Origin of the sequence: Ruegeria sp. R14_0, assembly GCF_017743975.1 — a bacterium.
Taxonomy (GTDB): Bacteria; Pseudomonadota; Alphaproteobacteria; order Rhodobacterales; family Rhodobacteraceae; genus Ruegeria.
In genome coordinates, this window is sequence record NZ_JAGHRC010000002.1 from 516,748 (window position 1) to 537,801 (window position 21,054).

Below are 21,054 nucleotides of genomic sequence, written 5' to 3' on the forward strand. Positions count from 1 at the left end.
TCGCGCGAAAAGGAAATGGCAAAAGTAATGAGCGGACAAAAACCTGTGACACCTTCCCCTGATGGCATTGCGGCATCAGTCAAAGCGGCCAAAACACAGGGTTTGCCGCCTGTTCACCTGTGGAATCCTCCGTTTTGCGGCGATCTGGACATTCGAATAGCAAAAAATGGGTCTTGGTCTTATCTAGGCTCGCCCATCACCAGGTTCGAGCTTGTGAAGCTTTTTTCCTCAATTCTTAAGAAAGAAGGCGAGAAATACTTTCTCGTGACCCCGGTCGAAAAGGTGGGAATCATTGTCGAGGATGCGCCATTTGTTGCCGTAGATTTTGATGCTGTGGGCGAAGAAGAGGCGCAAAGCCTGACCTTCACCACCCATGTAGGCGACACCGCAACGGCCGGGCCGGACCATCCAATCCGTATTGTTATTGATTCAACGACAGAAGAACCGTCTCCGTACGTATTGGTTCGCGCAAACCTTGAGGCACGCATAGATCGCAAAAGCTTCTACCGACTTGTGGACATCGCCACCCACAAAGATGGATGGTTCGGCGTCTGGTCCGGCGGGCAGTTTTTTCCGCTGATCCGGTCCGAGGATTTGCCGGACTAGGCGGCTTTTGGTGACCTGCGCTCTTGCGCCAGTACAACTGCCACGGCCACGATCCCAGCCCCCAGAGCGCGGGTCCAGTTCCATTCGTCCCCCAACACCAGCATGATCAGCATCACGTAAAAGGGTGCGATGTTGATATGGAAAGACGCCAGCGCGACGCCCAGCTTTCCGACGGATGCAATGAAGAACACCTGGCTCAACCCCATCGCGACCAGAGCGTAGATCACGAGCATACCGACCTGTTGCGCATCAATCGCAGCGGTCGGCATGACGTCCATCCCCATCTGCGCCGCCGCACCGAACAAAATCAGCGCCATCACCAGACCGCCTGCAAAGGTGATCGTGCTGCGCCCGGTCTGGCTGAGCTCGGGAAAGTCCCGCGCTGTCGCCATGCTGGCCCAGCAGAACAGGCCGGTCGATACAATGGCGCAGACCGCGCCCAGCCCCAGCTGGGCCGGAGCCACGGCGCTGGTGGCGATCAGGCCGCCAATGATCGACACAAGAACGCCGACGGCAAAGTTCCACCGCAGCCGACGCATCCCGGTGGCCAGTTCAATAAGAGTGGCAAAAAGTGGCGCGCAAGATGCGATGATGGCCACGGTCACAGGGTCTGTCAGCTTTTGCGCCAGAATAATCAGGAACATCCCCGACCCAAGAACCCCGCCCACCAGTAAGGCATGCCTCCATCTGGCCCGCAAAACTCTTTGCGGTCCGTCGATCAGAAACCAGATCGGCACCATCACTGCCACCGCCAGCGCCAGCCGTGCCACGAACAACGCGACCGGCGGCCAAGTCTGCAGCAGCACCTCGGCCGCCGGAAAACCAGCCGCCCAGGTCAGCATGGAAGCCACGGCCAAGCCATTGCCCGGCAAAGCAGGGCTCTGCCCTGTGGACACAGAGATAGTGTTCCCGCGCACGGGGTCCGGGCTCATCGCCATCGTGTTCAAACCTTCTGTTGGCACGGCGCCTAAGAAATGATTCGCCGCGATATCGGCAACGTCTCTGATTCAACCGATGCGATCTGGTCGAATTTCGACAAACTGTCGTTTTCAGTCACTTTCCCTGGAATCTTCACGCAGATAAGGTCCACCCGTCAGCTATCCAAAGGCCCCATATGCCAAAATTCGCAGCGAATGTTTCCCTGCTTTTCTCAGAGCTTCCGTATCAGGAGCGGTTTCAAGCCGCGGCAGAAGCCGGGTTTCAGGCCGTCGAAATACTGTTCCCATACGATGTGGCAGCCAAGGAAACCCGCCGCGCGTTGCTGGCCAACGGGCTCGAGCTGGTTCTGATTAACGCCCCGCCACCCAATTACACCGGCGGCGCGCCCGGCTATGCCGCCGTCCCCGGTGGCGAGGCCCGGTTTCAGTCCGATATTCGCCGCGTCCTCCGCTATTCCGAAGTGTTGCGCCCGGGTCTGATTCACATCATGTCCGGCTATACCTCAGGCCAGGATGCGTTTGAAAGCATGGTACAAAACATGCAATGGGCGGCCGATGCCGCGCCGGGGCAGCAGTTCACGATCGAGCCGCTGAACCCTATTTCGCAACCTGACTATTTCCTGAACGATTACGATCTGGCCATTCAGGTTCTGGATCACGTGGACCGCCCGAATGTCGGCCTGCAATTCGACAGCTTTCACGCCCATATGATCCATGGCGACGCCTTGGCGGTCTGGGAAAAACACCGCTCCAGAGTAGTGCACGCCCAGATCGGGGCCGCCCCCAACCGATCCGAACCCGGCCACGGACCAACGGATTTCAAACGGCTTTTCGCAGCGTTTGATGCCTCGGGCTATTCCGGTTGGGTCAGTGCGGAATACACGCCATCCACGCGCAGAACCGAGCATTCCCTCGGCTGGATGTAGCACACGCGCGCCTATTCCGTCTGGAAATCGGGAGGAAAATCCCTAAAACCGGGGCATTGCAACCCCAAGGATGCCTGCCATGATCCCTGCCCGCTTTGCCAATGCCGTGTTCAGCCTGATCATGTCCGGCCTGATGTCCTGTATCGTGACCGGCATCGCCACAGTCAAAGCGGTGGGGCTTGGGCCATCCACTTTAGGCGACTGGATGGCGTCCTGGGCCTTTTGCTGGCCCATCGCTTTCGCCGTGATCCTAACTCTGGGCCCAACCGTGAAACGACTGGTCCAGGGCTGGGTCAGACCGCAGGACTGACCCGCTGCGAAGAGGGCCCGCCGGGCCTGATGAGCAGCGCTGCTAGTGCGCCTCAGCCCAGTTAGCCCCTTGTCCGGCATCGACGCTCAGCTTGACGTCCAGTTTAACCGCTGGGTCCGAGGCACCCTCCATGACATCGCGCGCAACATCAATCACCTTGTCCACCGCATCTTGGGCCACTTCGAACAGCAATTCGTCATGCACCTGCAACAGCATCTTGGCCGGCAATCCGTTGATTGCATCCGGCATCCGCACCATGGCGCGCCGGATCACATCCGCCGCCGTCCCTTGAATCGGCGCGTTGATCGCCGCACGGCGTGAGAAGCCCGCATGCGGCCCCTTGGCATTGATCTCAGGCGTGTGGATTTTGCGCCCGAATAGGGTTTGCACATAGCCGTGCTCTTTGGCAAAGGCGACCGTGTCGTCCATATAGGCTCTGATACCCGGGAAACGTTCAAAATAGCGGTCGATGAATCCCTGCGCCTCGGCCCGCGGGATGCGCAGGTTGCGCGCCAGACCAAAGCCCGAGATGCCATAGATCACACCAAAATTGATCGCCTTGGCCTGACGGCGAATATCCGGCGTCATCTCGTCCAGCGGCACGTCAAACATCTCGGACGCGGTCATGGCGTGAATGTCCAGCCCATCGGCAAAAGCCTGCTTCAGGGCAGGAATATCGGCAATATGGGCCAGAATCCTAAGCTCGATCTGACTGTAGTCGAGGCTGACCATCACGTTCCCTGGCTCGGCGATGAAGGCCTCGCGAATGCGCCGCCCTTCCTCGGTCCGCACCGGGATGTTCTGCAGGTTTGGATCGGTTGAGGCCAGGCGGCCTGTGTTTGCTCCGGTGATCGAATAGGACGTATGCACCCGGCCCGTATCGGGGTTGATATGGGTCTGCAGCGCGTCTGTGTAAGTCGATTTCAGCTTGGACAATTGCCGCCAGTCCAGCACGCGGCGGGGCAACTCATGCTCGGTCGCCAAATCCTCAAGAATGTCAGCCCCGGTCGAATACTTCCCGGTCTTACCTTTCTTGCCGCCCTCAAGGCCCATCTTGTCGAACAGAATCTCGCCCAACTGCGCAGGCGAGCCGACATTGAAGTTCTCACCCGCCAGTTCGTGAATTTCAGCCTCTAATCCGGCCATTTTCTGGGCAAACGCGTTCGACATGCGGCTCAGCACATCGCGGTCGACCTTGATGCCGTGCATCTCCATTTCTTTGAGAACCGGCACCAGCGGGCGTTCCAGCGTTTCATAGACCGTGGTCACCTGCACCTGATGCAGTTGCGGTTTGAACAGCTTCCAGAGGCGCAGGGTGATATCCGCATCCTCGGCGGCATAGGCTGTGGCCTCGTCAATCGGCACCTTATTAAAGGTGATCGCCGACTTGCCCGAACCCAGCAGCGGTTTGATCGGGATCGGCGTGTGGCTGAGATAGCGCTCTGACAGCGTATCCATGCCGTGCCCATGTTCGCCGCCATGCATCGCGTAGGACATCAACATCGTGTCGTCGATCGGTGCCACGTCGACACCATAACGTGCGAAAATCTTGGCATCGTATTTCATGTTCTGCCCGATCTTGAGGATCGACGGGTCCTCAAACATCGGTTTCAGCAAGGTTAGAGCCTCTTCCACTGGCATCTGCCCCTCGGCTAACGCGTCAGAGCCGAACAGATCATCCGCAGCCCCATCGCGGTGGGTCAGCGGAATGTAACAGGCCTCTCCAGCCTCCACGCACAGAGAGATCCCGACCAAGTCGGCGATCATTTCGTTCAGACCGGTGGTTTCCGTATCCACGGCGACCCAGCCGCGCTCATAGGCCTGATCGATCCACTTCTGCAGTGCACCTGCGTCGCGCACGCAGTCGTACTTGGACGCATCAAAAGGAATGGCCACGGCCTCGGCTTCCTCGACCACCGGAGCAGGCGCGTCGGCGATCACCGGGGCTTCGGCCCCCAGCTTATCCGCGATGCGCTTGGTCAGGGTGCGGAACTCCATCTCGGCCAAGAATCCCAAAAGGGTTTCGGCATCGGGGTCTTTCACCTCAAGATCATCAAGGCCGAAATCCAGCGGTGTGTTTTCGTCCAGCTGCACCAGCTTTTTCGACAGCTCGATCTGATCGCGTTTTTCGATCAAGGTCTGACGGCGCTTGGGCTGCTTGATCTCTTCTGCGCGGTCCAACAGCGTTTCGAGATCACCATATTCGTTGATCAAGAGCGCCGCCGTTTTGACCCCGATGCCCGGAGCGCCCGGCACGTTATCTACCGAATCTCCGGCCAGCGCTTGCACATCGACGACACGTTCCGGGCCAACGCCAAATTTCTCGACCACGCCATCGCGGTCGATGCGCTTGTTCTTCATCGCATCAAGCATTTCAACGCCACCACCGACCAGCTGCATCAGGTCCTTGTCGGAACTCACGATGGTCACACGCCCGCCCGCCTCGCGCGCCTGAACGGCGAGGGTCGCGATGATGTCGTCAGCCTCGTAGCCTTCCAGCTCTTTGCAGGCGATGTTGAAGGCTTTTGTCGCCTCACGGGTCAGCGGCATCTGCGGGCGCAAATCCTCGGGCATGGCCTCGCGATTGGCTTTGTAGAGGTCATACAGATCATTGCGGAACGTGTGCGAGCCCTTGTCAAAGATCACCGCCACATGGGTCGGCGCATCCGGGCCTGCGTTTCCCTCGACATATTTCTGCAGCATGTTGCAGAAGCCTGAAACGGCCCCGATCGGCAACCCGTCCGATTTCCGCGTTAGCGGTGGCAGTGCGTGGTAAGCGCGAAAAATAAAGGCCGATCCGTCGATCAGATGCAGGTGACATCCTTTTCCGAAATTGCTCATGCGCGCTCTCCCTGTCGGTCAGGAATGGTTCTGCCACAGGGCCGCGCGGGTGGCCAGTCAAGAACGTGCCTTAGCCGCCAAACAGCCCCGAGAAGAAATCCGAGAAACTGTTCAGCAATGCCATGATAACCAACACTCCAAGGAACGCGAAAAAGGCGAAAGCAAAGAACTGGAACAGGATTGCCCCGGTTCCGATGACCATCCCGGCGATTGCCGGGCGCCGCTTTTCGTGTCGCAGCAGGCCGATAACCGAAACAACAATTGCCAGCCCGCCCAGCATGGCAACGCCGATCCGAAGGAAATCATCCAGATCACGCGCGCGTGCCACTGGCTCGGGTTGCTCGAGGCCTGCCGCGGCCCGAAGGGTGGATTTGCCGATCTCGGCGGCCAATTCACCCAGGGACACTCCGGCGGATTGCTGTGGCGCGAACGGCCCCGCCCAGAAAACAAAAAGAGCCGCAAAAAGGGATAGCGCGGCAACGCAAAACCCAATCCAGCCGAAGATCGGGTTGCCCGAGTCCTGAACGGTCGCGTCTGTCATCACACTCACCTACGATGGTTGTGCTGAAAATCTTCGACGGAAATCACGGCGAGAATTTGGCGAAACGCGAGTTTAAGGGCAATCAGCCCTGTTCTGTGCCTTTCAGAACATATTTGCAGTCGCAATAAGGGCACTCGACCCAGCCGGTATCTTCGGGAATGCACAACCAGACACGCGGGTGGCCCAATGCACCTTCGCCGCCGTCACAGGCGACGCGGGTGGTCTCGACGATCTTGGTTTCGGGCGCTTCGATTGTCACGGCTGGCGATCCTTCACTGGTTGTCGGCCTCGCGGGCATGCATTAGGTGCGTTTATGAGCGATGAGCAAACCGGGGGCAAGGGTCTCATGACCGATGCGGCAATCAGGATCAGTGGACTGCGCAAAACCTATCGGGGCGGCAAAGGCCAGCCCGAGAAACAGGCGCTGAAGGGCATCGACCTGACCATTCCACGCGGGTCGGTGTTTGGCTTGCTGGGGCCAAACGGCGCCGGAAAATCGACACTGATCAACATCCTTGCCGGCCTGGTGGTGAAATCGGCGGGGTCCGTGACGATCTGGGGATTCGATCAGGATCGCAACCCGCGCCAGTCCCGGGCGGCAATTGGCGTCATGCCGCAAGAACTGAACCTGGATCCTTTCTTCACGCCCCGCGGCGCGCTCGAGGTTCAGGCCGGGTTGTACGGAGTGCCCAAGGCCGAGCGGCGCAGCGACGAGATCCTCGAACTGGTCGGCCTCAGCGACAAGGCCGAAGCCTATGCCCGCACGTTGTCCGGCGGGATGCGACGGCGGCTGTTGCTGGCCAAAGCGCTGGTGCATCATCCCAAAATCCTGGTGTTGGACGAACCCACCGCAGGCGTGGATATCGAATTGCGGCAGATGTTGTGGACCAACGTGCGCAAGCTGAACGAACAGGGCATGACCATCATCCTGACCACCCACTACCTGGAAGAAGCGCAGGAGATGTGTGATGAAATCGCCATCATCAACCACGGGGAAAAGATCGCGCAGGACAGTACGGCCAACCTGCTCAGCCGCATGGACAGTCGCACTATGGTGATCGTACCTGATGGCCCTGTTGTTGATCTGCCCGCGTCAGACGGCGTCGACGCCGCTTTGCGTGATGATGGGAACCTGGTTCTGCAATACCGCAGTGCCCAGACCAGCGCCGAACAAGTGCTGGAATCCGTTCGCACTGCAAATATCCGCATCCGGGATGTCCGCACCGAAGAGGCTGATCTGGAGGATGTGTTTCTTGCTCTGACATCCGGCCGCGCGGACGATGTCCCGCCCGGCGATCAGGACCAACCGCACCGTGGGATGCATCGGGTCAAGCTTTAGGCCCGGTCGACCCGCGCCTGATAGCAATTGTTCCGCGCGGACCGGACGTGGATATAGGCCACATCCAGGCGGGCAAATATGTCTTCGATCCTCGCACTTATCTGATCCGTGGGCGTGATCGACCCGGTTCCATAGACGATCCGGTCATCCTCTCCATACCCCTTGATCAGGTAGTCGGGTGAAGAGGTTAAAATCTCGGGCATCCCATCTCCGCTATGCCGATTACAGGGGGCCGCACACAGAAAGATCGGGCCGGTTTCGGCGTAGGGATGTGGCTCTAAAAAAGGTCTATGGGCCAATATCAGCATCTCTTCGCCTTCGGGAATGTTTTGCAGACAATGGCGGCAAGGGTTGCCGGTGCCGGTCGAAACAGACCGTTCTGGTACAGCGCCGTAGGCATCCGGCCCGCCTGCCTGAAGGGCGCGCACGTCGTCAGTTGGTAATGCGGTGATCTTGAACATCTCGGGTCTCCTTTTTCGCGACCTTGCCCAGCGCTGCAAACTCAATCGACCCGTTTCCTGCGCAAAGGACTCGAAAAAGAACAAAACGTGAATATAATATGGAATCGCCATGTATGCCGAACTGTCGATCACGTCGAACTTCACCTTCCTCACCGGGGCCTCGCACCCCGAGGAGTATATGGAGCGTGCCGTGACCCTCGGCCTGCCCGCCATCGCGATTGCCGATGACAACTCGGTTGCCGGGATCGTCCGCGCCCATACCCAAGGGCGCGAGATCGCCCGCAAGGTGCGCGAACGGCTCGAGTGGGAGGGGCAGAACACCTCCATCGGCCCGCCCTGCCCCGACCATATCCCGAAACCGCCGTCCTATCCTGTCCACGCAGTGCCCCGCCTGATCCCGGCCGCGCGGCTGATCTTTACCGACGCGCCCACCGTCACCGCCCTGCCGCTGAACCGGCAGGGCTGGGGCAACCTGTGCCGCATCCTGTCCGCGGGTCGCCTGCGTGCCGAAAAAGGCGATTGCATCCTGCACCTGTCCGACCTGTTTGAGTTCTCCGACGGCCTCCACCTGCTGCTCTGGCCACAAGCGGATCGGTCCCAGGGCGGCGCGGGCGCGTGGCGGACACAGGCGCAACAGATGACGCGCCGCTTTGCCGGGCGGATGCATCTGTTGATGCATCCCCGCTATGACGGTGCTGATAACGCGTATTTCTCTTTGTTAGAGATTGAATCAAAACAGCTCGGCCTCCCCACCCTCGCCAGCGCCACGCCACTGATGCATCACGGGGCCCGTCGCAAACTGGCTGATGTGGTGACCGCCATTCGCCTGCGGCGCAAGGTCGACGATCTGGGCCGCGACGCGTTGACGAATGGAGAACAGCGCCTGCGGTCCGAAGCCGAGATGCTGCGTATCTTCAAAGGGCGCGAGGGCGCTGTTGCCCGCGCCCATGCGCTCAGCGAAGAACTCACCTTTTCACTCGACGAGCTGCGCTATGAATATCCCAGCGAAGGCAGCGAGCAGGAAACCCCGACCCAACGCCTGCACAGACTGGCGCATGAAGGGCTGAAATGGCGTTACCCCGCAGGCGCATCGGAAAAGGCCAAGAAGATGCTGGACCACGAGCTCACCCTGATCGGCAAGCTCAAATACGAGCCCTATTTCCTGACGGTCCGCGACATCGTCAAATTCGCCCGATCGCGCGATATCCTGTGTCAGGGACGCGGGTCAGCGGCGAATTCAGTCGTCTGTTTCTGCCTCGGCATCACCGAGGTCAGCCCCGAACTGGGCACAATGGTCTTCGAACGTTTCGTCTCGGAAGCCCGCGATGAGCCGCCCGATATCGACGTGGATTTCGAACACGAACGCCGCGAAGAGGTGATACAGCACATCTACGACCGCTATGGCCGCGAACGTGCGGGCCTCTGCGCCACGGTCGTGCACTATCGCGGCAAGCGCGCCATCCGCGAGGTCGGGCGCGCGATGGGGCTGACCGAAGATACGATCTCGGCGCTCTCATCACAGCTTTGGGGTTTCTTCTCGACCGTCGGGCTCGAGGCGCACCGGATGCGCGAGATTGGCCTCGACCCCGAGGATCGCCGCCTGAAACAGACTCTGTCATTGGTGTATGAGATCGACGGCTTCCCCCGCCACCTCTCACAGCATGTGGGCGGTTTCATCATCACGGAGGGGCGTTTGGACGAACTTGTCCCCATTGAAAACGCCACGATGGAGGATCGCACGGTCATCTGCTGGGACAAGGACGACATCGACAGTTTGGGCATTCTCAAGGTCGATGTGCTCAGCCTCGGCATGCTCACCTGCATCCGCAAGGCGTTCGACCTGATCAGCCAGCACCACCAGACCGGCTATACGCTCGCCACCCTGCCGCCCGAAGATCCCAAAGTATACGACATGCTGTGCAAAGCGGACTCGGTCGGCGTGTTTCAGGTGGAGTCACGTGCACAGATGAACTTTTTGCCCCGGATGCGGCCGCGCAATTTCTACGATCTGGTGATCGAGGTCGCCATCATCCGCCCCGGTCCCATTCAGGGCGACATGGTCCACCCCTATATCCGCCGCCGAAATGGTGAGGAAGAGGTCAGCTTCCCCTCGGACGAGTTGGGTGAGGTGCTGGGCAAAACGCTGGGCGTACCACTGTTTCAGGAACAGGCGATGCAGATCGCCATTGTCGGCGCGGGGTTTACTCCGGAACAGGCGGACCGGCTGCGGCGGTCTCTGGCGACGTTCAAGAAGCATGGGTCCGTCAGCGAATTCCGCGCCCTGTTCCTGCGCGGTATGAAACGCAACGGCTATGATGACGATTTTGCCGAGCGCTGCTTTTCGCAGATCGAAGGGTTCGGATCCTATGGCTTCCCCGAAAGCCACGCGGCCAGCTTTGCGCTGCTGGTCTATGCCTCAGCCTGGATCAAATGCCATCACCCCGGCATTTTCGCCTGCGCGCTGCTGAATTCACAGCCGATGGGGTTCTACGCGCCGGCCCAGATCGTGCGCGATGCGCGCGAACACGGGGTACAGGTGCGCCCGGTCTGCATCAATGCCAGCTTCTGGGACAATGTGATGGAACCCGACGGCCATGGCGGGCTGGCCTTGCGGCTGGGTTTTCGCCAGATCAAAGGCCTCAGCGAGGAAGACGCCAGCTGGCTCACCGCCGCGCGCGGCAACGGTTACCATCAGGTCGATGACGTCTGGCGCCGTGCGGGCCTTGGCCCTTCGGTGATCGAACGACTGGCCGAGGCCGATGCCTTCGCCGCCTGCGATCTGACCCGGCGCGAGGCGTTATGGCAGGCCAAGGCGATTGCCACCGCAAAACCTCTGCCGCTGTTCTCGCAGGATCTGGAGGGTGAGGCGCTGGACGAGCCCGAAGCATACCTGCCGCAGATGACATTGGGCGAGCAGGTGGTCGAGGATTACGTTGCCACCCGCCTCAGCCTGCGGGCGCATCCCGTGGCCCTACTGCGGCATATCCTGACACCAGACCCGCGCGACAAAACCACGCCTGTTGCCTGACGCCTGAACCGGTTATCCGCCCTGTACAGAGTCGAAATCGGACCCAAAATGACCAGACCCATATTGCCGCCGCGCTTTCCTGCAACGCCCGATCAGATCAACGCGCAGGTCCGCGCCTTTTATGCCCGCGTGCGCGAGGACGCAGTGCTGGGTCCTGTGTTCAACAAACACGTCACCGACTGGCCCGCGCATGAGGACAAGATCGCCGCCTTCTGGCGCAATGCGATCCTGTATGAGCGCAGCTATGACGGCAATCCACAGCGGACCCATATCGAACGGCCGGACATACAGCCCGAGATGTTCGCCCATTGGCTGGATCTGTTCGAAGAGGTCGCGGCTCTAACGCTGCCCCCGGACACCGCCACCCCATGGGTCGCTCTGGCACGGCGCATTGGCGTCGGAATGAAAGCCGGAGTGCAATCGGCGCGCCAACCCAAGGATGCACCCCCGATCCTGCGATGATCACCGATCATAGCGGCCTTGCAATGTTAGCGGTAAATTAGGGGCTATGCGCGCCGCCAAAATGGGTTTACTCAAGGGCAAGCCAGCCGCAGCAGTCGCACTGCGATGGCACGTCACAACACCGAGACATCACCCGAGGCCGCACCGATGAGCACTCAGAACTCCACCCTTCGGGGACTTGGCTATGCATTTGTGGGCTTTGCCGTCTTTGCCAGCCATGACGCATTGATCAAAGCGTTGGGTGCCACCTATTCGGTGATGCAGATCATCTTTTTCGCCACGCTGTTTTCCTTTGTGCCGATGGCGGTGTCCATGCTGGCCGATCGAACGCCCAGCAATTTCCGCCCCCATCATCCTTGGCTGGTAATGCTACGTTCGGCCCTTGTGGTGACGGCCATGTCCTGTGCGTTCTACGCCTTTTCGGTCCTGCCCCTGGCCGAGGTCTATTCGCTGCTGTTCTCGTTCCCGCTGATCGTGACCGTCCTGTCGATCCCGATTTTGGGCGAGGTCGTCCGCGCCCAGCGTTGGGCCGCGGTGGGTGTTGGGTTAATCGGCGTCCTGATCGTTCTGCGCCCCGGCGCGACCGAGATCACGCTGGGCCATCTGGCCGCACTGACGGCTGCGTTCTGCAGCGCCTTCGGATCGGTTCTGGTGCGCAAGATCGGGAATGAGGAACGGTCCGCCGTCCTGATCCTCTATCCCATGCTTCTGGCCATCGTCGTCATGAGCGCAGCACAACCCGCCGTGTATCAGGCCCCGTCCCTGCTGCATTTGGCGATGATGGCGCTGGTCGGTCTGTTTTCCGTGATCGCGCAGCACCTGATCATTCTGGCCTATCGCGCTGCGCCTGCCGGAGTTGTTGCCCCCAGCCAGTACAGTCAGATCATCTGGGCCACGATCTTTGGCATGGTCTTCTTTGGCGAGCGCCCGGACATCTGGGTCGCGGTGGGTGCCAGTATCATCATCGCGTCCGGCGTGTTCGTCGTCTGGCGGGAAAGCCGGACAGATGTTTCGTCGAATAAACCGGTTCTCAAAGTGCGGTCTCCGCGCGCAGACACGGGTGCTTCGGCAAGACCGACCCGCAACAGTGATACAGACAAAGAATAACAGCGCGCTCGAAAGCGCGCCGCTCAATCTGTTTGCTCCGATGTAGAGCCTGTTTGGTCAGTAAACGACCACCGAGCGGATGCTCTCACCCTTATGCATCAGGTCGAACCCGTGGTTGATATCGTCCAGCCCCATGGTGTGGGTGATCATCGGGTCGATCTCGATCTTGCCGTCCATGTACCAGTCAACGATCTTGGGCACATCGGTCCGGCCGCGCGCGCCACCAAAGGCCGTGCCGCGCCATGACCGACCGGTGACCAGTTGGAATGGACGGGTCGAGATTTCGGCACCGGCAGGGGCCACGCCGATGATGATCGATTCACCCCAGCCCTTATGTGCCGATTCCAGCGCGTCGCGCATCACGCCAACATTGCCGGTGGCATCGAACGTATAGTCCGCACCGCCTTTGGTCAGGTTGACCAGATAGGGCACCAGATCACCTTCGACCTCTTTGGGGTTCACAAAGTCGGTCATGCCAAACTTGGTGGCCATCTCGACCTTGGCCGGGTTCAGGTCGACGCCAACGATTTGATCAGCGCCGGCCAGACGCAGACCCTGAATGACGTTCAGGCCGATGCCACCCAGACCGAAGACAATGGCGCGGCTGCCGATCTCGACCTTGGCAGTGTTGATCACCGCACCGATACCGGTAGTCACGCCGCAGCCGATATAGCAAATCTTGTCGAACGGTGCGTCCTCACGCACTTTGGCCAGCGCGATTTCAGGCAGAACCGTGTGATTCGAGAAGGTCGAGCAGCCCATGTAGTGCAGGATCGGATCACCATCCAGCGTCGAAAAGCGCGATGTGCCGTCCGGCATCAGGCCTTTGCCCTGCGTTTCACGGATCGCCTGACACAGGTTGGTCTTGGGGTGCAGACAGTATTCACACTCGCGACACTCCGGAGTGTAAAGCGGGATCACGTGATCGCCCGGCTTCAGGCTGGTCACGCCCGGGCCGACCTCGACCACGACGCCTGCGCCTTCGTGCCCCAGAATGGCCGGAAACAGGCCTTCGGGGTCGGCACCCGACAGAGTGAACTCATCGGTGTGGCAAATGCCGGTTGCTTTGATCTCGACCAGAACCTCGCCCGCCTTGGGGCCTTCGAGGTTCACATCCATCACTTCCAAAGGTTTGCCCGCCTGAACGGCGACGGCGGCACGGGTACGCATGGTCGTTGTCTCCCTGTCTTCTTTGTTCCGACCCTGCGTCAATTACAGAGCGTTTTCAACTGCGCTTTGGTGACAGGTTGGCTAATTATTTGATATTGCAGTAACGACACTGTCAGAAGGAGAAACGCCAATGTTCCGATTTATTCCCGCTCTGGTCCTGCTGGCAGCCTGCGCCGAGACAACTGCGCCGGTCGAGACTCTGGCATCGACGGACGCCGCCCCGGTTGATCTGGCATTTTGTCAGGGCGAAGCCTTTGCCGATTCAATTGGCCAACCGGTGTCGACCATCCAGGCTCAACTGCCGGAACGGTCGCGCGTGCTGGGCCCCGATGACATCGCCACGCAGGATTATCGCATCGACCGGCTGAACGTTTATGTGACCGGTTCGGGGATCATTCAGCGCCTGACCTGCGGGTAAGCGTGGACTCGGGCGCTGATTCTCGGATAAGAACAAAATAGGAACATTTTGATGTCTGCCGATGCCAAAACGCCGAATACTCTCGCTATGGTTCCCCCGTCTGGGGGCTGAACGGCTGATCCGCGCTGCGCGGGGGCTGCACAGTGGTCCTTTGGCCGTGGTTGCCGAACAGTCGAACATGCAAGTGATCACTTCGCTGAATGTGGACGCGCAGACCGCCGGGCTGCGTGTGGGTCAGCCTGTGCGCGATGCCCATGCCATGTGCGCGTCCCTGATTACCCGCCACCGCAACGCCCCGGCCGAGGCGGCGTTCCTGACCGCGCTGCGTCGCTGGGCGGGCAAGTTCAGCCCCTGGGTCGCCGAAGAGGCCCCGGATGGGCTGGTCGTCGACCTGTCGGGCTGCGCCCATCTGTTCGGTGGGGAAGAACCGCTGCTGAGCGTGATCGAAACCGATTGCGCTGATATGGGTCTCAGCGTGCAGATGGGCATTGCCGACACGTTGGGGGCCGCCTGGGCATTGGCCCGCTATGCGGGGCAAGAGGCCACGTCCGACCGCAACGGCGACGCCATCAGTCAGGAGGCCCGCGCCACCCGCGCCCGGGCCTCTAAACGGCGGCATTGGACCAAGGGCGGGGCCGCGCCACAAGTGATGGCCCTAGGCGGTGGTGCGCGCATTGCTGCGCCGGGGCAGTCTTATGGCGCGCTCAGCCCCCTGCCCATCGCGGCGCTGCGGCTTGAGGATCAGGTCGTCGCGCAACTGAACCGTCTGGGCCTGCGCCGGATCGGCGATCTTCTGGGCCAGCCGCGTGCCTCTCTGGCGCGGCGGTTTGGGCGCGGGCTGGTGCTGCGACTGGATCAGGCCATGGGTAGCGCACCTGAACCGGTTTCCCCTGCCCGTCCCCCGCATCACTTTGCAGTGCGCATGACCCTGCCCAATCCGATCGGTTTGATCGAAGACGTGATGGCCGCTGTTGATCGCGTGCTACCAACGCTTTGTGCGAAGCTGGAAGAGAAGGCGCGCGGCGTCCGCACTCTGCGGCTCGAGGCGCATCGCGCCGATCAGGCTGCCGAGGTCATCGAGGTCGGCCTGGCTCGTCCAACCTATGACAAACACCGCATTCGGCCTTTATTAGAGATGAAAATTGACAAGATCGATGCGGGCTATGGCATCGATATGCTGCGACTTGAGGCGGTACAAACCGAACCCATCCACGCCCGCACCGTAGCCGGTCATGCCGAGGCACGCCGCGTGGCCCGCGAGCGGCTGGAGGGCAATACCGCCGTCGAAGACCTGATCGGCAAGCTGGGCGCGCGGGTTGGACTGGATGCGATCACGCGGCGTCATCCAGCGGCCTCACACATCCCCGAGAAAACGGCGCAGACGCTGGCAGCAGCTTGGTCGGAACCGGCGCGCGACTGGCCCGCTCCGCCGCGCCCGCGCCCTTTGCAGATGTGGCAACCCGAACCTGTGATGGCCCCTGAAACCCCCGATGTACCCGCCGCCTTTCGCTGGCGCGGGCGCGACTGGCAGTTGGCGCAGGCCACCGGCCCGGAACGCATCGCCCCGGAATGGTGGCTGGACGACCCCAACTGGCGCAGCGGCGTACGCGATTACTGGGTGGTGGTGACGGAACAGGGAGAGCGGCTATGGCTGTTCTACGGCCACGGCGGCACCATGTCGGCTGGTTGGTTCTGTCAGGGGCAGTTTGGTTAAAATCGCCTAAGTAGAGACTATTTTCCGCGATACACCAACCAATCCGGCAGGTAATCGAGTAATCGGACCACCCAGGAAAACGGGGCCGGGAAATCGGTACGGAACCGACGGCGCGACATCGCCTTGAGCACCCGATCCGCCGCATCTTCGGGCGTCATCAGCATGGGCATCTTGAAGTTGTTTTTCTCGGTCAGCCGGGTCTTGATGAAGCCGGGATTGACGATCCGAACGGTCACGCCGGTACCGGCCAGATCAAACCGCATCGTCTCGGCTAGCGACACCAGCGCCGCCTTGCTGGCCGCATAGCCAACAGCCGCGGGTAAACCACGATAGCCGGACAGTGACCCGATCAGCGTAATGTCCCCCCGACCCGCGCGCACGAGCCCGGGCACCGTTTCGCCCAAGACACGCAGCGCACCAAGATAGTTCACGTCGGTCATGGACAGCACGGCATCGGTATCCCAGTCAGCCGATTTCATCGGCTCATAAGCACCAGCGTTATAAACCAGCCCGTCCACCGCTCCGACCTCTGCCACCGCACTACGCACAGCATCCAGATCGGTAACGTCAAAGGGGACAGCACGCGTATTCGGCAATGCTTCGCAGATCTCGGCCAACCGCGCCGCATTGCGCGCCGACAGAATAAGACTGGCCCCCTGACGGCTGAGCGCTTCGGCCAGACACCGGCCCAGCCCTTCGCTGGCACCGATGATCCAATAGGTTTTTCCGTCAAAACTGCTCATGCGTGGGGTATCCGGGACGCCGGGTATAGCAAGCCCGGTTTTGGTTTCGTTTTCCTTAATAGGTTCTGGAGGTTTTACGAACCGGATACGCAGCTGGATCACGTCAGCGCAACATTTAACTCAGGTTAATCTAAACCAGCTAGGGCAATGAAAAAAATAATCAAACGTGATTGATCCGCAGTCGGCGTTGCTGCGTAATCCTTTTAAAATGTCGCACTAAGAGGATCACATGTTCGACGAACCGCGGGGCGTACGCAAGAAAATCGCAATTGTAGGTGCAGGCATTTCAGGTCTATCCGCAGCTTACTACCTATCAGAAAACAACGATGTAACAGTCTATGAGGCCGAACCTCGGCTTGGGGGACACGCCCGGACGGTGATGGCGGGCAAGAATGGCGATCAACCGGTCGATACCGGGTTTATCGTGTTTAACTATTCAACCTATCCCCACCTGACCAAGCTTTTCGACGAACTGAACGTCCCCGTCATTAAAAGCGAAATGAGCTTTGGTGCCACGATCGATGACGGTCGTCTTGAATATGGCCTGAACAATCTGCGCACCCTGACAGCGCAAAAGCGTAACCTGATGCGTCCGGCCTATTACAAGATGATTTCGGACATCCTGCGCTTTGGCAAAGAGGCCCCGCAAGCCGCCAAGGACGACGAAACCACAATCGGTGAGCTGATTGATCAGCTGCGATTGGGCCATTGGTTCCGCCACAACTATCTGATGCCGATGTGCGGCGCGATCTGGTCCACGCCGGTGGAATTCATCGACCGTTTCCCGGCCCGCTCGCTGGTGCAGTTCTTCCAGAACCACGCCTTGCTGGCCGGAGATCGGTCAAAGCAACATCAATGGTGGACAGTCAAAGGCGGCAGCATCGAATATGTCCGCCGGATCGAGGCGGCATTGCGCGCCCGTGGGTGTGAAATCCGCGTGGCCTCTCCGGTACAGCACATTCACCGGGACAGTCTGGGCGTCACTGTCCACAGCGAGGGTCAGGCGGATCTTTATGACGAGATCATTCTGGCCACCCATTCAGACCAGGCACTGGCCATTCTGGGCGACAGCGCCACGGACGAGGAAAAAGCCGCCCTTGGCGCGATCAAGTATCAACCCAACAAAGCCGTATTGCATTGCGATCCGGGTCAGATGCCGAAACGGCGGGCCTGCTGGTCCAGCTGGACCTATCGCTCGCAGGCCGGAAACGTTGGTGTGACCTATTGGATGAACCGCCTGCAGAACATTCCGGACAGCGATCCGATGTTTGTGACGCTGAACACTCAGGCGCAGATTCCCGAAGACAAAATCTATGACGAGGTCGAATTCGCGCATCCGGTATTCGATCACGCGGCCCTGAAAGCACAGGGACAAATCCGCGGGATGCAGGGACAGAACAACACCTGGTTTGCTGGTGCATACAACCGGCATGGTTTTCACGAAGACGGGATTGCCAGCGCGATGCATGTTGTCGAGCGGTTGAAGGGCACCCCGCAAACGATCGGAGCTGACAATGGCAATCTTGCAAAAGACCCGGCCATCCCTGTCCCGGCCGAGTAATTCCCTGTGGAGCGCAGCGGTGTTGACAGTGATGCTGCTGGCCCCCGGAGGCCTGGCTGCATCCACGGTGGCGACCCAACTGCCGAACGCCGAACTGCGCGGAACCGCGACGTTCCGCTATCTTGGCCTGCCAATCTATGATGCCAAGCTGTACACACCCGGCGGTGCGCCATTCAGCTGGAGCGAAGACTTTGGCCTGCAGCTGACCTACAGGCGCAACATCAAACAGAAAGCGCTGGTTGAATCGACGCTGGATGAGATGACGCGACAGGGCAACAGCGGAATGACGCAGGCCCAGTTAGAGTCATGTTTTCAAACTGTCGGCAAAGGCGACAGCTATCTGGCGGTGTCTGAGGGGCCGAACAAGGTTGGTTTCTGGCGCAATGGGCGAAAGACCTGCACCTTGTCGAGTCCCGGCGTAAAAAAGACGTTCATGTCGATCTTTCTTGGCGACAACACACGGTCGGCCAGCTTTACCCGGCAGTTGAAGGGCCAGTGATGCTGTATCCCAGGGTCAGCCTTTATGCGCTGATGCTCGCTGCGGCGGGTATTCCTCTGTATATCCACCTGCCGCGTTTTGCAGCGGTCAACCTAGGGATCAGCCTTGGGGTGATCGGCACCGTGTTGTTGGTGATCCGGCTGGTGGACCTGGTGCAAGACCCGTTGATTGGTTGGGCGATAGACCGCTGGCCGGCTGGCCAGTTGCTGTTCGCCGCGCTTGCTGCGCTGGGTCTTGCGGTGGGCTTTCCGCTGCTCTTTGCCTTGCCCGAAGGTGCAAGCGTAACCTCGCTGATCCTGATCCTGATCCTGCTGTTCTCTGCCTACAGTCTTGGGACCATCCTGCTATACGGCCGCAGTGCCACGCTGGCCAAAAAGGCTGACGCCAAAGAGCTGATGACACTGGCGGCGTTCCGAGAAGGCGGCCAGTTGGCGGGCGTTGTCATTGCCGCCAGCGCCCCGGCATTGTTCGTGGCCTTGGGGGCGGGTGCACAAGGATATCCCGCATTCGGGCTGTTCCTGGGCGTTCTGTCCGTCGTGACCATTGCGCTGACCTTTCCAATGTGGCGGCGCACGCCGATCACCGGTGACGGTTTGTCCTTTGCCGGGTTAGGGCAAGCCGGGGCGCTGCGCCTGCTGGCTCTGGCGTTGGTGAACAGCCTTCCGGTGGCCATCACCTCGACCCTGTTTCTGTTCTTTGTCGAAGACCGGCTGCAATTGCCCGGCAAAGCTGGCCCGTTGCTGATCCTGTTCTTCCTGAGTGCAGGGGCCAGCGTGCCGCTCTGGGCGCGCCTCAGTAATCGAATTGGCCCGAAACAGACTCTGATTATCGCTATGCCCTTGTCGATCGCCAGCTTCATCGGGGCCGCACTGTTGCCCGCGGGCGAGCTGTTGGGCTTTGCCCTGATCTGCCTCGCCTCGGGCGCGGCCTTGGGGGCCGACATGGTGGTCCTGCCCGCCATGTTCTCGGTCGTTTTGACCCGTGCCGGCCTGAACGCATCGGCCGCATTTGGGTTTTGGTCTTTTGCCGGCAAGCTGGGCCTTGCGCTCGCTGCCTTTTTCACTCTGCCCCTGCTGGAACGCAGCGGGTTTACGCCCGGACAGACAAACTCTGCACAAGCCCTGGATACACTCAACCTGGCCTATGCGGTGCTGCCCTGCATCCTGAAACTCGGCGCGTTCGGCATGGTCCTGACGCTGCCCACGGAGGTCTCAGCCAAATGAAAACGCTTGTTGTAATACTGCTCGCCACCCTTGCCGTGTTTGTGGCCAAGAACCGGTTTCTGAGCTTTCGCTCGCAATCGCCGTCCGATTACACCGGCACCGGGCCCACATTTAAGATGAAAGAGGCCTTGAACGGAGAGATCCTGTCCGAAGGGCTGATCTATGGGCCCAACGGAAAGATGTCGAACAGCTTTGTCGCCCGTATGGTGGGCGAATGGGACGGCAACACCGGCACGCTGGCCGAGTACTTCACCTATTCCAACGGCAAACAGATGACCCGCAAATGGTACCTGACACTGGGCTCCGGCAATACCTTCACCGCAACGGCGGATGACATTGTCGGCGAAGGTAAAGGCACAATATCGGGATCGACCGTCAAGCTGACCTATCGGATCATCCTGCCCGAAGACGCTGGTGGCCATACCTTGGACGTCACGGACTGGATGTACCTCACCGAAAACGGCGTGATCATGAACAGGTCCGAAATGCGCAAATTCGGCATCAAAGTCGCGGAACTGATCGCCACGATGCGCCCCGCGCCCGAAGTACAGTCCGCCCATGTCAGTGGTGCGAATGGGTACGATGCGGATGCCGAGCAAAGGCCGATACAATGATGCGGCGTCGGTTTCTTATCGCGGGGCTTGGGATCGCTGGCCTTGCTGTTCTGACCGCCTGCTCGGCTAAGCCGCGTGTTCCAAAGACGTTCCTGTCAGATCGGCAGTTGAACCTGGAAGAGTTCTTCGAGGGCAAAACAGTTGCCTATGGCCAGTTCCAGGACGTGCTGGGTAATGTTCCGCGCCGCTTCACGGTGGATATCGACGGCACATGGGATGGTGAAACGCTGACCCTGGTCGAAGATTTTGTCTATGATGACGGCGCTACGGAACAGCGAATCTGGACCCTGACCAAAACTGGCGAGGATACCTGGACCGGTACCGCCCCCGGCGTTCTGGGCACGGCCAGCGGCGTCGAACGCGGCGATACGTTCAACTGGAAGTACAAAATTGACCTGCCTGTGAAAGAAGGCACCATGCGGGTCAACTTTGACGACTGGATGTGGCTGCTAGAGGATGACCGCTTGCTGAACCGGGCCTATGTCTCGCGCTTTGGCGTCCGGCTGGGTGAGGTCATTTTGTTCTTCGAAAAGAAGTAACAAAAAAGGGCGGA

21 protein-coding genes are annotated in these 21,054 nt (G+C 60.0%); 14 read left to right on the forward strand and 7 right to left on the reverse strand.

Going from position 1 to position 21,054, the window contains the following annotated elements; translation table 11 throughout:
• Positions 1-27 precede the first annotated feature (27 nt).
• Positions 28-606 (forward strand): DUF1285 domain-containing protein, encoded by a 579-nt coding sequence (locus J7416_RS08645; protein WP_209224313.1) that lies wholly within the window; start codon positions 28-30, stop codon positions 604-606.
• Here the strand turns inward: J7416_RS08645 and J7416_RS08650 are convergent.
• Positions 603-1,544 (reverse strand): DMT family transporter, encoded by a 942-nt coding sequence (locus tag J7416_RS08650; protein WP_247744175.1) that lies wholly within the window; start codon positions 1,542-1,544, stop codon positions 603-605. The two genes, J7416_RS08645 and J7416_RS08650, sit on opposite strands and share 4 nt — an antisense overlap.
• A 176-nt stretch (positions 1,545-1,720) precedes the next feature.
• Between J7416_RS08650 and J7416_RS08655 the strand changes: the two genes are divergently transcribed.
• Positions 1,721-2,470 (forward strand): TIM barrel protein, encoded by a 750-nt coding sequence (locus J7416_RS08655; protein ID WP_209224314.1) that lies wholly within the window; start codon positions 1,721-1,723, stop codon positions 2,468-2,470.
• A 79-nt stretch (positions 2,471-2,549) separates the two neighbouring features.
• Positions 2,550-2,780 (forward strand): DUF2798 domain-containing protein, encoded by a 231-nt coding sequence (locus tag J7416_RS08660; RefSeq protein WP_209224315.1) that lies wholly within the window; start codon positions 2,550-2,552, stop codon positions 2,778-2,780.
• A 42-nt stretch (positions 2,781-2,822) separates the two neighbouring features.
• On the opposite strand, the gene polA is transcribed toward J7416_RS08660, so the two are convergent.
• The 3 genes from polA to J7416_RS08675 form a co-directional block, all read right to left on the reverse strand.
• Positions 2,823-5,621, reverse strand: coding sequence for a DNA polymerase I (gene polA, locus J7416_RS08665; RefSeq protein WP_209224316.1), 2,799 nt, complete (start codon positions 5,619-5,621; stop codon positions 2,823-2,825).
• Between the two features lie 70 nt (positions 5,622-5,691).
• Complete coding sequence (locus J7416_RS08670; protein WP_209224317.1) at positions 5,692-6,162, reverse strand: hypothetical protein; 471 nt, start codon at positions 6,160-6,162, stop codon at positions 5,692-5,694.
• An 82-nt stretch (positions 6,163-6,244) separates the two neighbouring features.
• A complete protein-coding gene (locus J7416_RS08675) occupies positions 6,245-6,421 on the reverse strand; it encodes a zinc-finger domain-containing protein (RefSeq protein WP_209224318.1) in 177 nt (58 codons plus the stop codon).
• A gap of 87 nt (positions 6,422-6,508) precedes the next feature.
• Between J7416_RS08675 and J7416_RS08680 the strand changes: the two genes are divergently transcribed.
• Positions 6,509-7,501: an ABC transporter ATP-binding protein gene (locus J7416_RS08680; protein ID WP_209224530.1), complete on the forward strand. Its 993-nt coding sequence runs from the start codon at positions 6,509-6,511 to the stop codon at positions 7,499-7,501.
• Here the strand turns inward: J7416_RS08680 and J7416_RS08685 are convergent.
• Positions 7,498-7,962 (reverse strand): DUF1203 domain-containing protein, encoded by a 465-nt coding sequence (locus J7416_RS08685; protein WP_209224319.1) that lies wholly within the window; start codon positions 7,960-7,962, stop codon positions 7,498-7,500. The two genes, J7416_RS08680 and J7416_RS08685, sit on opposite strands and share 4 nt — an antisense overlap.
• A 109-nt stretch (positions 7,963-8,071) precedes the next feature.
• On the opposite strand from J7416_RS08685, the gene J7416_RS08690 reads away from it, so the two are divergent.
• The 3 genes from J7416_RS08690 to J7416_RS08700 all read left to right on the forward strand — a co-directional run bounded on the left by J7416_RS08690 (position 8,072) and on the right by J7416_RS08700 (position 12,559).
• The gene (locus tag J7416_RS08690) at positions 8,072-10,990 is read left to right on the forward strand and encodes an error-prone DNA polymerase (protein ID WP_209224320.1); all 2,919 of its coding nucleotides are present in this window, start codon (positions 8,072-8,074) and stop codon (positions 10,988-10,990) included.
• Positions 10,991-11,038: 48 nt separating this feature from the next.
• Positions 11,039-11,452, forward strand: a complete 414-nt coding sequence (locus tag J7416_RS08695; protein WP_209224321.1) for a group III truncated hemoglobin — start codon at positions 11,039-11,041, stop codon at positions 11,450-11,452.
• Between the two features lie 105 nt (positions 11,453-11,557).
• A complete protein-coding gene (locus J7416_RS08700; RefSeq protein WP_247744177.1) occupies positions 11,558-12,559 on the forward strand; it encodes a DMT family transporter in 1,002 nt (333 codons plus the stop codon).
• A 57-nt stretch (positions 12,560-12,616) separates the two neighbouring features.
• Here the strand turns inward: J7416_RS08700 and J7416_RS08705 are convergent, their stop codons facing one another.
• Positions 12,617-13,729, reverse strand: coding sequence for an S-(hydroxymethyl)glutathione dehydrogenase/class III alcohol dehydrogenase (locus tag J7416_RS08705; protein ID WP_170453530.1), 1,113 nt, complete (start codon positions 13,727-13,729; stop codon positions 12,617-12,619).
• Positions 13,730-13,859: 130 nt separating this feature from the next.
• On the opposite strand from J7416_RS08705, the gene J7416_RS08710 reads away from it, so the two are divergent.
• Entirely contained in the window at positions 13,860-14,147 is a 288-nt protein-coding gene (locus J7416_RS08710) for an I78 family peptidase inhibitor (RefSeq protein WP_209224322.1), read from the forward strand.
• A gap of 61 nt (positions 14,148-14,208) precedes the next feature.
• Complete coding sequence (locus J7416_RS08715; protein WP_209224323.1) at positions 14,209-15,861, forward strand: DUF6504 family protein; 1,653 nt, start codon at positions 14,209-14,211, stop codon at positions 15,859-15,861.
• 17 nt (positions 15,862-15,878) lie between these two features.
• On the opposite strand, the gene J7416_RS08720 is transcribed toward J7416_RS08715, so the two are convergent.
• On the reverse strand, positions 15,879-16,604 hold the full coding sequence (locus tag J7416_RS08720; RefSeq protein WP_209224324.1) for an SDR family NAD(P)-dependent oxidoreductase: 726 nt from the start codon (positions 16,602-16,604) through the stop codon (positions 15,879-15,881).
• A gap of 229 nt (positions 16,605-16,833) precedes the next feature.
• On the opposite strand from J7416_RS08720, the gene J7416_RS08725 reads away from it, so the two are divergent.
• The 5 genes from J7416_RS08725 to J7416_RS08745 are packed head-to-tail and all read left to right on the forward strand — an operon-like array spanning position 16,834 to position 21,040.
• Positions 16,834-18,165 carry an FAD-dependent oxidoreductase gene (locus J7416_RS08725; protein ID WP_209224325.1) on the forward strand — a complete coding sequence of 444 codons (1,332 nt, stop codon included), beginning with the start codon at positions 16,834-16,836 and terminating at the stop codon, positions 18,163-18,165.
• A 19-nt stretch (positions 18,166-18,184) separates the two neighbouring features.
• Positions 18,185-18,664: a hypothetical protein gene (locus J7416_RS08730; protein ID WP_348540258.1), complete on the forward strand. Its 480-nt coding sequence runs from the start codon at positions 18,185-18,187 to the stop codon at positions 18,662-18,664.
• A complete protein-coding gene (locus J7416_RS08735) occupies positions 18,664-19,887 on the forward strand; it encodes an MFS transporter (protein ID WP_209224327.1) in 1,224 nt (407 codons plus the stop codon). The genes J7416_RS08730 and J7416_RS08735 overlap by 1 nt, the downstream gene beginning before the upstream one ends.
• Positions 19,884-20,501 (forward strand): DUF3833 domain-containing protein, encoded by a 618-nt coding sequence (locus tag J7416_RS08740; RefSeq protein ID WP_209224328.1) that lies wholly within the window; start codon positions 19,884-19,886, stop codon positions 20,499-20,501. Before J7416_RS08735 ends, J7416_RS08740 begins: the two co-directional genes overlap by 4 nt.
• A complete protein-coding gene (locus J7416_RS08745) occupies positions 20,498-21,040 on the forward strand; it encodes a DUF3833 domain-containing protein (protein WP_209224329.1) in 543 nt (180 codons plus the stop codon). The genes J7416_RS08740 and J7416_RS08745 overlap by 4 nt, the downstream gene beginning before the upstream one ends.
• Positions 21,041-21,054: the final 14 nt, after the last annotated feature.